This is a genomic window from Myceligenerans crystallogenes (assembly GCF_039529775.1).
Classification (GTDB): Bacteria; Actinomycetota; Actinomycetes; order Actinomycetales; family Cellulomonadaceae; genus Myceligenerans; species Myceligenerans crystallogenes.
Genome location: NZ_BAAANL010000001.1, coordinates 1,071,353 through 1,085,472, shown reverse-complemented (window position 1 = coordinate 1,085,472; position 14,120 = coordinate 1,071,353). Strand labels below are relative to the sequence as shown.

The following is a 14,120-nucleotide window of genomic DNA, read 5'->3' as shown; positions in this document are numbered from 1 at the left end:
CGCCGCGTCGTCGGCTTCAGTCCTCGAACGTGTTCACGAGGACTTCCTCGGGCTTCGCTCCGGGCGGGAACCTCGTTCCTCGGTCCCACCCTGCGCGGCGCCCGTCGTCAGTCCTCGAAGGTGTTGATCAGGGAGTGGGCCGCCCGCTCCAGGTAGTCCCACAGCTCGGCCTCGTGGACCGGGGCGAGGTCCAGGGCGTCGACCGCCGTGCGCATGTGCTTCAGCCAGCGGTCCCGGGCGTCCGGGTTGACCTTGAACGGCATGTGCCGCATCCGTAGCCGGGGGTGTCCCCGCTGCTCGGAGTACGTCTTGGGGCCCTCCCAGTACTGCTCCAGGAACATGGTGAGGCGTTCCCGGGCGGGGCCCAGGTCCTCTTCCGGGTACATCGGCCGCAGCACCTCGTCGGTGGCGACGCCCTCGTAGAAGGTGTCGACCAGCTTCACGAAGGTCTCGTGGCCGCCGACCTGCTCGTAGAACGTTGTCACCCGGACATCTTCCCACTGATGCGTGAACCTGAGAGCACTCTCAACCCAGCACCGTTTCCCGTACCGAGAGCCGTCCGGGGCAGCTAGGGTGGGCCCTAGGTCCGGCAACGACGCACGGGGAGTAGTGGTACATGTCAAAGGCCAACGACATCCTGGCAGCACTCGGCGGCAACGCGAACGTCGTCGAGCTGGAGCCGTGCATCACGCGGTTGCGCGTCGAGGTGAGTGATCCGTCCCTCGTCGACGAGCCGGGGCTGAAGTCCTCGGGTGCGTTCGGCGTGGTCCGGTCGGGGCGGGTGGTCCAGGTGATCGTCGGCCCGGAGGCGGACGAGCTGGCGGCGGAACTGGACGGGCTGCGCGCGTCCTGAACGTGGCGTGATGCACGCCTCGGGCGGCCTTCCGCGCCACCCGGGGCAACCAGTGGGTGACCCGTTCGCGTGAGGCCTGTGAAGGTCGCGTTGCAGTGCCGCAACCCGTGACGGACCACATGGATCTCACATGGTCAAAGCCGTTACGGTGCTGCCCTGTGACACCCCAACAGCTCGCCGCGGCTTTCTTCGACGGCGCCGAGGACTTCTGGGCCTGGTTCGGTGAACGCGGCCTGCCCGCCCTCATCGCCCTCGCCGTCGGCTTCGTGGCGCTCGCCGTCGTCCGGCGCGTCATCGCCCACCTCTCCGAGCGGATCGCGCACGGCGTGACCCGCGACCAGAACCGCGCGGCGCAGGCCGCCGCGGAGACCGCGGCCGCCACGGCCGCGGCCGAGGTCGGGCAGGCGCACAAGAAGCGCCGGCGCCGCAAAGGCATCACGCCCTTGGCGCTCACGGAGGTGCTCACGACCGGCCCGGGTCAGGCCGACCGTGCCGCCCAGCGCGCCCGCACCGTCGGCTCGGTGCTGGGCTCCACCGCCAACATCGTGATCGGCACCATCACGATCCTGTGGGCGCTCAGCGCGCTCGGGGTGAACGTGACCGGCCTGCTGGCGGGTGCGGGCGTCGTCGGCGTCGCCATCGGTTTCGGCGCGCAGAGCCTCGTCAAGGACTTCCTCAGCGGGATCTTCCTGATGATCGAGGACCAGTTCGGTGTCGGCGACCACGTCGACCTCGGCGGCGGCGTCACCGGCACGGTCGAGGCCATGGGCCTGCGCCTGACCCAGGTGCGCAACTTCGACGGCACGCTCTGGTACGTCCGCAACGGCGAGATCCTACGCGCCGGTAACGCGACGCAGCAGTGGAGCCGCGCGGTGGCGCCGGTCCTGGTGCCGGTCGGCAGCGACGTCGACACGGTGCGCAGCGCGCTCGGGCGTGCGGTCACCCGGGTCCAGGAGGACCCGGAGACGGCGTCGTCCCTGCTGGAGGCGCCGTCGGTGCGCGGTGTCGACAACGTCGACTCCCTGTCGCTCACGTTCACCCTGCACGCGCAGGTGCGGCCCGGCGACCAGTGGGTCATCGCCCGCGCGCTGCGCGTCGCCGCGCAGCTGGAGCTGCTGCGCGAGGGGATCATGGTGCAGGCCGCGGGCAGCAGCGAGTCCTCCGGCGTCGAGGCGACGTCGTCGTCCGAAGAGGTCTGATACTGCACGTTCCGTGACCACACGCTTCCGCTTACCCGGCAGTGTCGGTCACTGATGGCAAGATCAGGCCTGTGAGGCACGAGGAGACGACACGCGCCGCGTCCGGTGAGCACGGCGCCACGGAGCGACACGGCAGCTCGGCGCTGCCCTCGCTGCCCGAGGATCTCGCCGAGCTCGCGGCCCTGTGCGGCGTGCAGACGGTGTTCACCGACGCCGCCGGGACCGAGCGGCGCGTGAGCCCCTCCACCCTGGTGTCCGTGCTGGGGGCGCTCGGCGTGCCCGCCGCGACGCCGTCGGACATCACCGCGAGCATCCTGCGGATGCGCGACGACGCCTGGCGGGACATGCTGCCGCCGGCCGTCGTCGTCCGGCAGGGCGCCGAGGCGCACGTCCCCGTGCACGTGAACGACGGCGCGAGCGTCTCGTGCTGGGTCGAGCTCGAACCGGCCGAACCCGTGCTCCCGCACAACGCGACGCCGTGGCGGGTCGGGCCTGCGCCCGCGGTCACGCCGCGGCGCGCGGCGGCAGCGCCGGTCCCGCGGGGTACCGCGGACGACGACGCCCCGGCGCCGCGGCACCTGCGGCAGGCCGACGTCGTCGTGGAACCGCAGGTGGTGGACGGGCGGAAGATCGGGCGGGCGACGTTCGTCGTGCCGGACGACCTGCCGCTCGGCTGGCACACGCTGCACGCCGAGTCGCAGGGGACGACGGCGACGGGCGTGCTGGTAGTGACGCCGGAACGACTGGACGCGCCGGCCGTCATCGCGGAGCGGCAGACGTGGGGTTTCCTGACCCAGCTCTACGCGGTGCGCTCGCGTGACTCCTGGGGCTTCGGGGACCTGGCCGATCTCGCGGACCTGGCCTGGCTGACCGCGAACAACGCGCGCGCGGACTTCGTCGCGCCCGGGCCGCTGCACGCGACCGAGCCGACGGCGCCGATCACAGCCAGCCCGTACCTGCCCACGTCGCGGCGGTTCCTGTCGCCGCTGTACATCCGGATCGAGGACATCCGCGAGACGGCGTACCTGTCGGCGGCCGACCGGTCGCTGGTCGAATGGGCGGGTGAGCCCGTGCGGGACATGTCGGCCGACTCGGCGCCGATCGACCGCGAGGCCGTGTGGGACGCGAAGAAGTCGGCGCTGGAGGTGGTGTTCACCTTCCGGCGCTCGGCGGCCCGGCAGACGGCGTTCGACGAGTTCGTGCTGGAACAGGGGCGCGGGCTCGTGGACTTCGCGACCTGGTGCGCCATCGCGGAGCATCTCGGGGGTCAGGAGTGGCCGCCGGACCTGATGGACCTGGGCTCCCCGGCGGTGTCGATGCTGCGCGGGTCGCTGCAGGATCGGGTCGAGTTCTACTGCTGGCTGCAGTGGGTGGCCGACGAGCAGCTGCGGCGCGCGCACCGGGTGGGGCTTGAGGCCGGGATGCGGGTCGGGATCGTGAAGGAGCTGGCGTCCGGGGTGCATCCGGAGGGTGCGGACGTCTGGGCTCAGCCCGGGCTGCTGGCGCGTGGGGTGTCGGTGGGTGTGCCGCCGTCGTCGGCGATCGGGGCCGAGGGGCGCAACCGCGGGCTGCCGCCGTGGCATCCGCGGGAGCTGGCCCGGGCGGGGTACGCGCCGTTCCGGGACCTGCTGCGCACCGCGCTGCGGCACTGCGGCGCGCTGCGGGTGGGGCATGCCGAGGATCTGTTCCGGTCCTGGTGGATCCCGGGCGGCACGAAGGCGACCGCCGGGGCGTACGTGACGTACGACCACGAGGCGCTGGTCGGGATCCTGTGCCTGGAGGCGCACCGGGCCGGTGTGCCGCTGATCGCCGACGACGGGCTGGCTTCCCCTGACGAGCGGGAGTACCTCGCGTCGCGGGGTGTGCTGGGCGCGACGGTACTGTTCGCGGACCACGGCGGGGACGGCGTGCTGCCGACGCCTTCTGAACTGCCTCCGCGTGGGCTGGTGACGCCCACGCCGCCGGATCTGCCGCCGACGGCGAGCTGCCTCGCGGGCGAGCACATCGACCTGGCCGAGCGGCTGGGGATCCTGGGTGAGGACGCGCAGGTGCAGCGCTCGCGTGCGCGAGCGCGCAAGGAGGGCGTGATGACGTCGTTGTCGCGCATGGGGATGACGACGTTCGACCCGTCGGAGCGGGAACTCGTGGAGGGGCTGTACCGGTACCTGCGCGACACGCCCGCGGCGATGGTGGGGGTGAGCCTCGCGGACGCGGTGGGCGAGCGGCGAACTCAGGCCCAACTCGGGGCGCCCGTGGACGCCTACCCGAGCTGGCGGGTGCCGCTGGCGGACGGGTCGGGGGCGCTCGTGATGCTGGAGGATCTGTTCACGAGCGCCCGGCTGCGGTCGCTGGTGGCGGTCCTCAACGAGGAAGGCTGACCGTCCTCAAGGGACTGCGGAGGGCGAGCTTTGTCTGCTCATCCAATCCTGTTCGCTCCAAGCGATCACTGGAGCGCTCGACGATCAACATGGCACGCTGACGACAACGGCTGTGACGCAACTTGTCCGCACAATCACGTCCGCGATTCACCGCAACCAGCGAGCGAACGCAGCGGCGGATCGCGGGCAACTTAATCGCACCTTCATAATGACGCCACTCCTGATTCCGATGATCCCGACCAGTTCGAGAACCATCCCCGAGACATCTCCGGTGATCTACAGCACTTGACCGTTACGGTGGCCCTAGTCACGAAATTCAGGAACGAGCCAGAGATCAGATACTGCGCCATCGGCAAGCCCAATGCAGACACCGTCCGCAATCGTGACTACATCGCGTGTTGCGACTCCCGACGCAATCCAAACGACACCAGCAGTTGGATCGTACTTCACCCTCGCAAGGTCAGGAACGAGACGGATTGACACACCCGGTACAAGTTCACCAATGAGTGATTTATCAAGAACAGCACCCGCTTGTGCTTGAGGAAGGCGTACGGTCGATGTCTCCCATGAAACCTGCGGGCAATATCCCCATGGGTAGAGAATCCTGCCATCACCGACTGAAACCTCTATCTGAATGGCAGAGCCCGCGAGGCTCGTGGTTCCCTCCTGAGATCCGAGGACTCCTTGATCAAAATCACCATCCGGAAAGAAGTCAAAACCTCGATCTCTTCGGGAATAGACCAACTGACCCTTAAGACATTTGAACTGCCGTGAGACTTCGAACATCATCAACTCCCGCCGACAAAGTTGAAGTGCATAATCTGGTTGGCCTCCGTATCAACGACAAGTTCCCACATGCCATCGCTGCCACGGAACCTCCCTGGTGTATCCCACCGCAAGGCCCCGGCAGCACCCTGCGGATCTGGCTTCGGACTACTCCCCGCCATGATCTCCTTAACAACCAGTCGTGACTTCATGAATGGGCGCACCGGATCACCCTTGTGCACACCCTTCTTGATTATATCGCCGAAATGGTTGGAGACGGTCTTGGTCATCGTCATCTCGTCGACATCGACCCGAGCAGCCATCGCCGCCAGATCGTCCGCTGCTCCGGCTGCGGTATTTGTGGCTCCTCTTGCGGATCCAGCCTTTCCTCCCGTGGTTGATTTCGCTGGACCGCCCCTCACGCCGAAGAAGCTAAAAACAATCAGGGCGGTGTTTGCGACATTTACCGCCGTTGACGACTCACCACATTCCCATGGTTCGCCGTGGTAGTAGCAGTAGAAGGCGGCAACGTCTTCGGACCACTGGAGTTCTTCGGTGGTCTCCATGAAGCCGTAAGGAAGGGGGCGCTCGAAGAAGGGGCGGAGCCAGTCTCTGGCGGCTCGTGGGCCAGCCTCGTCGTAGATGTTTTGGTAGGTCTCAGCCATCGCTCCTGCGGGGAGTTCCGGGGGCGCGGGGGTGACGTTGACAACGACCGATTCGACTTCGAGGCCGCCCCCATTTCCGCCATCGACATGAACCTCGGTAACTTTACGTTCCCCCGCGTACATGTAGTCACAATCGGCCAGGCACATTTCGAGGCCGGTGGGGTCGGAGTGTGTAACAGGGCTGTTGTTGGAGTAGGTGTACCCGTTCCATGCCTGCGGGTTCGTCAGGTTGAGGATGGGGTCGACGGACAGGAATCTTCCGAGGTCTTCGTCGTACCAGCGGGCGCCGACCAGGGTGTAGCCGGTGGTGGCGTCGCGGGTCTTGCCCAGGAAACGGTGGTCGCCCGGGAGCCCACCGATAGTGCGGCCAGCACCGAAGGGATAGGTGCGGTGCCGGATGACGCTCCTGGAGGCCCAGTCCGTGTTCGGGATCGACAGCAGCGGGGTGCCGTGATGGTCCGCGACCATGGAGTGCACGTTCTTCATGCCCTTGCCGGTGCGGATCGCGACGTTCTGTCCGGCGAACGTGTAGTAACGGGTCGTGGTGACCTCACCGGCCGCGTCCTGGCGGAGTTCCTGACCGCCGCCGATGTAGGCGGTCACACCGGTGACCGTGCCTCCGGCCCGGTTGATCCGCAGCAGGCGTTCCCCGTCTGCGGAGTAGATGTTCGCCGTGGAGGTCGAGTCGTTCTCGATCTGGGTGCCGGACGACGATTCCGCCGCCTGCTCCAGGCACCAGGTGTCCTCGTTCTCGCCGACGGGCACCTTGCACTGAGCATTTGCCGGGTATTCGGTGACGGTGGTCTCGGTGGTGATCTTGGCGAGCTCGGATTCCGGGTCGAACTCGAACTGCTGGTCGTCCACCGCGGACAGGGTCGCGCCCGAGGACGTGGACGAGCTCTTCAGCGTCTTGGTCTTACGCGCCTTGGTGTTGCCGGCCTCGTCGTAGGTGATCGTGTCGGTGACGGTCCTGGTGGGCGCGTTCGTGGAAACACCGGTCAGTCGGTGCGGCCGGTACTCGTTCCCATACGTGTACGTCGTGATCGTCTCGTCAGCGGACGGGGTCTGGTGCGTCCACTTCGTACGATTCCCGCTTCCGTCGAACTCCCACGAGTCCCAGTACTTCGCCGGCCCCTCGAGCAGGGCGACTTGGCGCTGGTTGGTGGTGCAATTCGCCGTGCCGGCTTTACCGGCCGTTCCGGTCGTCCGGATCACCGCGGGCGTCCATGCCTCGGTCATCCGCCCCAGGGCGTCGTACTCGAAGCACTGCCCGTCTGCACTGACCCCATAGTCGTTCACCGACGGCATGTCGGTCTGGGACAGTACGTTCCCCGCCTTGTCATACGTGTAGGAGACGGCAAGGTCCGTCCCGGAGATCCGCTCCCGGTCGACGCTGATGTTCGACAGGCGCCGCGTGAACTCGTCGTACTCGTACGAGACGACGGCCGCGTACGTGTTCCCCAGGTCCATCCACGACTGTTCCCCGTAGACGGTCCGCTCGGACGCCGCAACATAGGTACCCCAGCCGAATCCGCCACCCATCCACTCCGGCATGGACGCCGAGTCGTAGTAGGTGGTCACCGTCTCCTTGCCGAGGCTCCCCGCAGCCGGCAAGGTCACCGCCTCGACCTGTCCGTCAGCCATGTACGAGTACTTCGTCTCATACGTGCCGGACACACCCGCGTGCAGATCCCGAGCCGGAATATGTACCCGCGAACCCGTCGGCCGACCCATCGCGTCAACCCCGGATACGGACGTCACATAGTCGTACCCGTCCAGATGCCGGATCGTTGCCGTGGCCTGACCTTTCACCACGGTTTCACCCGGCACGCCGGTCGCGCTGGTGATCCGGTCGAAGACCCACTCCGCACGCGGCAAACCATCATCCGTGACGACCCCGTTCTCCAGGTTCGCGTCGTACATCGCGGTCTTCCGGCCGAGCTTGTCGTACCTGTAGGAGACCATGTCACCTGTGGCATCCGTGACGGCTCGGATCTGTCCCGCCAGGTCGTAGATGGTCGTCGTCACCCCGCGCGCCGGGTCCTCGGACCACACCTCACGCCCCAGCAAGTCATACCGGTACTGCCAGATCGCCTTGGCCGTGGTCTTCTCCACGACCTTGGCCAGACGGCCCTCGGGGTCGTACCCGTAGGTCGTGGCCTGGAACGCGGAGTCGCTCGTGTACTGCCGCAATTCGACCGTGCGTCCGCGCGCGTCGGTCACCGTCGTTGTCCGTGTACCGCCCTGCGGAGGAGTCACGCGGGTGAACTTCCCGTCGTACACCGTCGTCGTCCGCGACAGCTCGTAATCCGAGTTGTTGATGTTCCCCGAGTGCAGGATCTCGACGGTGACACGTCCTGTGCCGTCGTACTCGAAGATCTTCTTCACCGGAGAGACCTCATCCGAAACCGCCAGCTTCAGGAACTTGTCCGATGCGTCTCCCTTGAGATACCACTCCCCGGCGGTCAGATGGACTCGGCCCATCTCGTCGTAGACCGTGCTCGTCACCACCCGGCCCGGCGCCTTCGTGCTGGCGCTTTCCCGCTGCGTCTGGATCTGGCGCAGCAGGCCGTCGTAGATCACCGACGACTCGTGCCTGGTCGTGCCGTCCGCGCCGAGCTTCGACGTCCGCACCGCGTTGATACCGCCCGGGCGGATCGTGTAGGTATACGACATCGACGACGACTGCGTCGCCCGGTCACGGTCCGGCATCCACACCTTCAGCAGCCGGCCGCCGATGTCGTACTGCGCCTCGGTAACCCGTCCGTTAGGGTCGGTCACCTTGACCGGCAGCGCACGCAGCGGGTCCAGCACGGTCGTGGTCGTGTGCGGGGTCAGCGACCCCGCACCGTCCGGATCCGGCGACGTCGTCGTCGTCCCGATCAGGACGCCTGCTGCGCTGTCCGCGTACGCGGTCTCCGACATCCGCCCGAGCGCGTCGGAGACCTGAAGCGGTCGCGCCCGACCCTCCGACTCGCTCTCGTAGGTGACCGACTGCGCCGTCACCCACGCCGTCAGCGGCGTACCCGCGCCCACGGGGTCACCCGGCGGGTTCTCCGGGTCAGGCATCAGCGACTTGGTGGGCAGGCCCCGCGTCGGCGCGTCTCCCACCTGCCCGCCGTCGTACGCGAACTGCTGCGCAGAGACCAGACTGCCCGAACTCTCGCACGCCGCTGCGATCGTGCGCGTGTGCTGCACTGCCGCCAGGAGATGCTTGGCGCCGTTCTCCACGTACGACGTCGTCGTGCACAGCTCGTCGCCGGTCACGGACACACCACCGACGTCGCTTACCTGCGTGGTGCGCCCGTACTGGTCGAAACTCGATGTGGTCCTTGCGATCGACGACGTGGCACCGTCGGCACGGAACAGTTTCGTCCACGACGTCGAGGACGTGATCCGCCACGCGTAGGTGTCATCCGCATCATGACTATCCGTGTCGTTCCAGCCCTTGTTCGTCGCGGAGGGAACCGGAACCTGTTCTTCAGAACCGGCGACGTCAGCCATCGGCACGGTGTGCTCCGCGATCGTCTCGCTCACCGGAGTCGCACTCGCGGCGTTCTGGTAGACCGTGGTCCGGAAAGGCATGCCCGCGAACCGCTCATGGTCCAACGCCTTGACACCGCCGTCGATGTCGGATTCCAGGTTGCCACCCGTACCACGGAAGTACTCGGTCACCGACTTCCCGCGGGGGCTACGGTCGAGGTTCAAGCCCGCCTGTCCGGTATACGTCTTCACCGACTGGAAGCCGCGGAACTCCGCATAGTTGATGTCCTTCAGCGGGCTCAGCGCGCTCGGGGTTCGAGCCCAGTGGGCGCCGCCCAGGTACTCGTAACTGGTCTCCACGGCCGGCTGCGTCGAGGCGGCACCCGGGTTCTGCACGATCGACTCGACGAGGTGCTTGTGGAACCACTCGGTCACCTCGTCATCGTGCCCGGCGGGTGTCCACGTCACCGGCAGGCACGCCGCGTTGTTCGCCTTCTGCTCGGCGAGCGTCGGATCGGCCGGGAGAGCCGCGCACTCCGTACCCACGGGACGGTAGTTCACCGAGATCGTGGCACCCGCAGGGGTGTGCACCGCCTGCATCGCCAGCCTGTACATCCGCGGCCAGCCGTCGTGCACCGTATCCTCTGCGCGGCCGGGCAACTGCTCGGCGGTCGGCGTGAACCAGGTCTTCTGCCCGCCGAAGTTGTCCGTGTCGTCCGCAGGCGTGTTGTCGATCGCGTTGTGCGTGACCGACTGCAGCCACAGGACACGGTTCGTCCCGTCCCCCGGGTCCTTCCACCGATGAGTCAGGTTGTACTGGTCCACCGGCTGGTACGCCCCGGCATCACGAACCTTGGTGGTGACCTGGGTCAGACGCTTGCGCGTGAAGAACGCCGGCGACATGACCTGCTTGCACGACGTCGAGGACGTGCAGCTCAGATCGGTCGGGGTGTCGTGCCACCGCCATGCCGTGCCCTTGGCCAGGTCGCCGGACCCGCAGCCTGAAGTCAGCAGGCAGCGTTCCGCGTACGTGAACTCCACCCGGTACGGGGCGACGTCGTCGGCCTCCCTACCCGCGAGGGTGCCGTAGCTGATCTGTTCCAGATACCCACCGCGGTCGTACTCCTGCGCGCCGTCCCGATCCAGGTCCGCGCCGTAGCGGTTCTGCTCGCGCGTGTACAGGTACGTCATCGACCGGCCCGCCGGGTCCACCACGTAGTCCAGGTTCCATCGCCACGCCTGCCGCGTATCGGAGTTCTTGAACGCGGTGTCGTACCCCGGCTCGCCCGGGTGGTTGGCGTAGACCGGCACCGTCCAGGTGGAGTCCTGCACAAGCGTGTCGCCCTCGAACCGGCGGTCCCTGCCGAAGTAGTAGCGCACGCCGTCGGTCGTGGTGACCTCCCAGTACTCACCATCGGCAGCCTGCTCGCCGGCCGTTACGCCGACGACGCCCTTGTCCCGGTTGTCGCCGCCGGTCAGGAGGCGGACACGGGTTCCGTCGTCGTTCCTCGGGCGCCACACCGCGCCTTCACGGATCAGTTCCCCGCTGTGCCCGTTGAACACCAGCGAGACCGCGTCGGCCGGGCCCCAGCACAGGTCACCGGTCTTGCGGTCACTGTTGTTCGGCTCAGCGGTCCTACCCGGGTATGCCTCTCTGTCCTGCGAGCACGGCACGAACCTGCGCTCGATGAAGCCCGAGGTCATGTCCCAGCCCAGACCGACAGCGGAGGACTGCGTGTTCGAGTCAGTCACCATGCCGTCCAGCGACCCCGTGGAGTAGCCGAGAGAGAGGTCCGGCGACGGGCCTCCCATCGGCTTCGGCACACCGATCGGGTACGACCAGGAGAACGAGCCGGTGTTCCCGGACACACTCCACGAACTCGACGCGGACAGCGGGGTCGCGCCCCAGTTCCCGGTCTTGGACTGGGTCCCGGACACGATCGCGTACCGGTCCTGCGCGGTCGGCGGCGCGGGGGTGTCGGACGATGTCGCCAGGCTGGTGGCCGCGACCGACTCCGTGTTCCGGTAGGACGCAGGCTTGACGCCGGCGTTCGCGGTGCTGGTGCTCGTGCTCGCGGAACCCGAAGGTGAAGGGCTCGGTTCCGTCATGGACGCCACCTCAGGAGACGGTGAACCACCTCCGGACGACGACGCGTTGTCCGACGGCGAATCGGCGGGCTCAGCAACATCTGCGGACGTTTGCGGGCTCGGTACCGAAGACGCCGTGGGCGACACGCTCGGGCTGGGGACAGAGCTCGGTTCGTCGATGGCAGCCGCCTCCGACTCGGCCGCGGCGAGGGCCTGCACGCCGGCCTGGGTGGGCAGTTCGACGGTCGCGGTGACCGTGGAGGTCACCGGGTCGTTACTGGTGGGGATCTGTTCGGGCTGACACTCGGGCGCGTCGGGAGTGATCTCCGCGCAGGCAGGGATCCGCAGCAGGCCGAGACGGTCTGCCCAGCCGGCTCCGGCGACGTCGGCGAAGTCGGTGTAGTCGAACGCGACGTCGACCGCGTGGGCCGGTTCACCGGCGGCCGGGGTCGTGGCCGACGCGTCGTCGAGCGCGAGGACGACGCCCGTGACGCCTTCGGCATCGGCGACCGTCTGGTCGTGCACCGTCACCTCGACACTGCTCGGGGCAGCGGAGCCATCCGCGGGCGCCTGCACGGTGACGTTCATGCCGCCCACGTCCTGCGTGGTCGCGGTCGTGCCGACCGGGATCGTCGCTGAGGCCGCCACGGGCAGGTCGTCCGAGGGAACCAGATCCGGGTCCACGGAGGGCTCCGCAACCGGTGTCCCTGTAGCCTCTGCCGACGGCGCCGCGGACGGTGTGGGGAGGTCGCTGGTCGCCGTTTCCTCGTGGACCTTGCGCGCCTCGAGCGAGTCTGGATCTGTCGTCAACGACGCTTCCGACGCCGCCAGGGTCTCCGCCGACGGTGTGAACTCCACCGTCAGCGTGGCCTCATCCGCCGCGAAGGTGGTCATCGACGGATCGGCGACGACGGCCTCTTCCAGCGTCTTCGCACCGGAGCGCATCGCACCCTTGGCGAGTGCGCCGTCCTCAGGGGCGACGTCGGCTTCGACGACACCTACTGTCTCACCGGTTTCAGGGACGGCCAGCCCCAGCGTGGTGCTGGTGGTATCGGTCTCGGCGACCTCGACCAGCGCCTCCGTCACGTCGAAGCTGACGTGTCCGGACGTTCCCTCACCGTCATCGGAACAGGTACCGGTCACCGCGCCTGCGGCGACCTTCTTCCAGGCTCCGGCCTGCTCGACCAACGTCAGATCCGGATCGATGGCACCCGCCGACGAGATCTCCGCCGTGGCACCGCAACCGGCCGTCGCAGGGACAGTGAAACGCGCTCCCCGCACCTGGCCCGGGTCTGACAGGCCGATCTCGCCCAGCCCGGCGAGCGTCCACGCGATCCGCCGGTCCACGTCGGACCGTCCGCCCGCGGGCAATTCCGGCCCGGCCAGGAACCCGGCGCCCGGCGCGGCGTTGCGGTCATCGGACAGGCTGGACCAGCCCGCCTGCGTGCCCGCCACCGTGCCCAGGCCGAGCCGCATCGGCCATTCGGACGCGCCGTCAGCCGCACGCCGTACCGCCGCGAACCCGGCAGCGGCATCGACTCGCACGCCGACGGTCTGCGCCTTCGACAACGCGTCGGCCCGCACTGCCTCTGCGATCCGGTTGGCATTGGGGTCCGACCCCAGGCCGTTGGCACCATCGCCGGACGTGTCGACAGCTTCGCCCAGCAGACCCGACACCGAGCCGTTCGACCCCTCCACGCCTGTCCGGCCGGACTGAGCCGCGCTGATAGCACTGCCCATGGCCGCATCACTGACCGACCTGCCGGCAGCAAAGGCATCGACAGCGAGATCCGCCAGCGCGTCACGGCCGTTGGCCGCCGACCGGGCACCCGCCTCGACGAGATCCGTCTCCAGAGCCTGCGCCCCAGCTCCCGCGCCAGGATCGGACGCGACCGCGACCTGCCCTGTCCACGACAATGCCGCGACTCCGGCCAGGTCGGAGACGGACAGGCCGTCACCCGCCTGCGCCAGGCTCAGGCCCTCGGTCGTGGTGACCGCCAGCTCCAGTCCACCGATCTGGTCGCGTGCCTCGCGCCACGCATCGGGCGAGTCCACGCTCAGGGACGGGACCAGGCCCGTACCGTCGGGCGTGACGGTGACAACAAGGTTCACACCATCGGTGACGACATCGTCGTACGTCACGGTGTCCTCCGCGACCCGCGGGGCGGGAAGCCTGAACGGGACATCGACGACGACGACGCCCTGTTCCGTGGTGAAGATGGCCAGCGGCTGATCCTTGCCGCCGTCGGAGACGCTCATACCGAAGACCGGCGCAGTCACGTCGATGCGACCGTCGCCCGGGTCGAGGTCGGTGAACCGGGTGTCGATCCCCGCCCAATCGCCGGGCGCATGCGGGCTCAGGCGGGTGCGCTTCGCCGCGGGCGTGACCGTCAGGCGAACGGTGCCCTCAGGCGTCGCCACGGCGGTCGACCAGGGGGTCGACTCGCTCGTGATCGCAACCGGGGCGTCGCACGCGTCGGCCATCTCCAGCGCGGGCCCGCGGTCCGCCTGCTGCGCCAGGCACTCCTCGCCCATGGCGGGCGCGGCGGTCAACACCGGCGCGACGCCCACCGACACCACGGAGAGGACCGCGACGGCTCCCCGAACGAACCGGACCTTGCCCGTCATCGCTGCTGCTCCCCTACCTCGTCTGCGCGGCATCGCCGGCAGCCCGTTCGTGCCGGCCACT

6 protein-coding genes are annotated in these 14,120 nt (G+C 68.2%); 3 read left to right on the top strand and 3 right to left on the bottom strand.

Features of this window, described 5'->3' with window-relative positions; translation table 11 throughout:
* Nucleotides 1-107: 107 nt before the first annotated feature.
* Nucleotides 108-485 carry a globin gene (locus ABD208_RS04415; protein WP_344099870.1) on the bottom strand — a complete coding sequence of 126 codons (378 nt, stop codon included), beginning with the start codon at nucleotides 483-485 and terminating at the stop codon, nucleotides 108-110.
* Between the two features lie 131 nt (nucleotides 486-616).
* Here ABD208_RS04415 and ABD208_RS04410 point away from each other — a divergent pair, with 131 nt between their 5' ends.
* The 3 genes from ABD208_RS04410 (at nucleotide 617) to malQ (ending at nucleotide 4,430) form a co-directional block, all read left to right on the top strand.
* Nucleotides 617-853, top strand: a complete 237-nt coding sequence (locus tag ABD208_RS04410; protein WP_344099868.1) for a PTS sugar transporter subunit IIB — start codon at nucleotides 617-619, stop codon at nucleotides 851-853.
* A gap of 158 nt (nucleotides 854-1,011) precedes the next feature.
* Entirely contained in the window at nucleotides 1,012-2,052 is a 1,041-nt protein-coding gene (locus ABD208_RS04405) for a mechanosensitive ion channel family protein (RefSeq protein ID WP_344099866.1), read from the top strand.
* Nucleotides 2,053-2,123: 71 nt separating this feature from the next.
* The gene (gene malQ / locus ABD208_RS04400; protein WP_344099864.1) at nucleotides 2,124-4,430 is read left to right on the top strand and encodes a 4-alpha-glucanotransferase; all 2,307 of its coding nucleotides are present in this window, start codon (nucleotides 2,124-2,126) and stop codon (nucleotides 4,428-4,430) included.
* Nucleotides 4,431-4,733: 303 nt separating this feature from the next.
* On the opposite strand, the gene ABD208_RS04395 is transcribed toward malQ, so the two are convergent.
* A complete protein-coding gene (locus ABD208_RS04395) occupies nucleotides 4,734-5,216 on the bottom strand; it encodes a hypothetical protein (RefSeq protein WP_344099862.1) in 483 nt (160 codons plus the stop codon).
* A gap of 2 nt (nucleotides 5,217-5,218) precedes the next feature.
* Complete coding sequence (locus tag ABD208_RS04390) at nucleotides 5,219-14,059, bottom strand: RHS repeat-associated core domain-containing protein (protein WP_344099860.1); 8,841 nt, start codon at nucleotides 14,057-14,059, stop codon at nucleotides 5,219-5,221.
* Between the last annotated feature and the right edge of the window lie 61 nt (nucleotides 14,060-14,120).

Coding starts and splice junctions, on each gene's coding strand:
- ABD208_RS04390 (WP_344099860.1), bottom strand. CDS start 14,059: ATGACGGGCAAGGTCCGGTTCGTTCGGGGAGCCGTCGCGGTCCTCTCC.
- ABD208_RS04410 (WP_344099868.1), top strand. CDS start 617: ATGTCAAAGGCCAACGACATCCTGGCAGCACTCGGCGGCAACGCGAAC.
- ABD208_RS04395 (WP_344099862.1), bottom strand. CDS start 5,216: ATGTTCGAAGTCTCACGGCAGTTCAAATGTCTTAAGGGTCAGTTGGTC.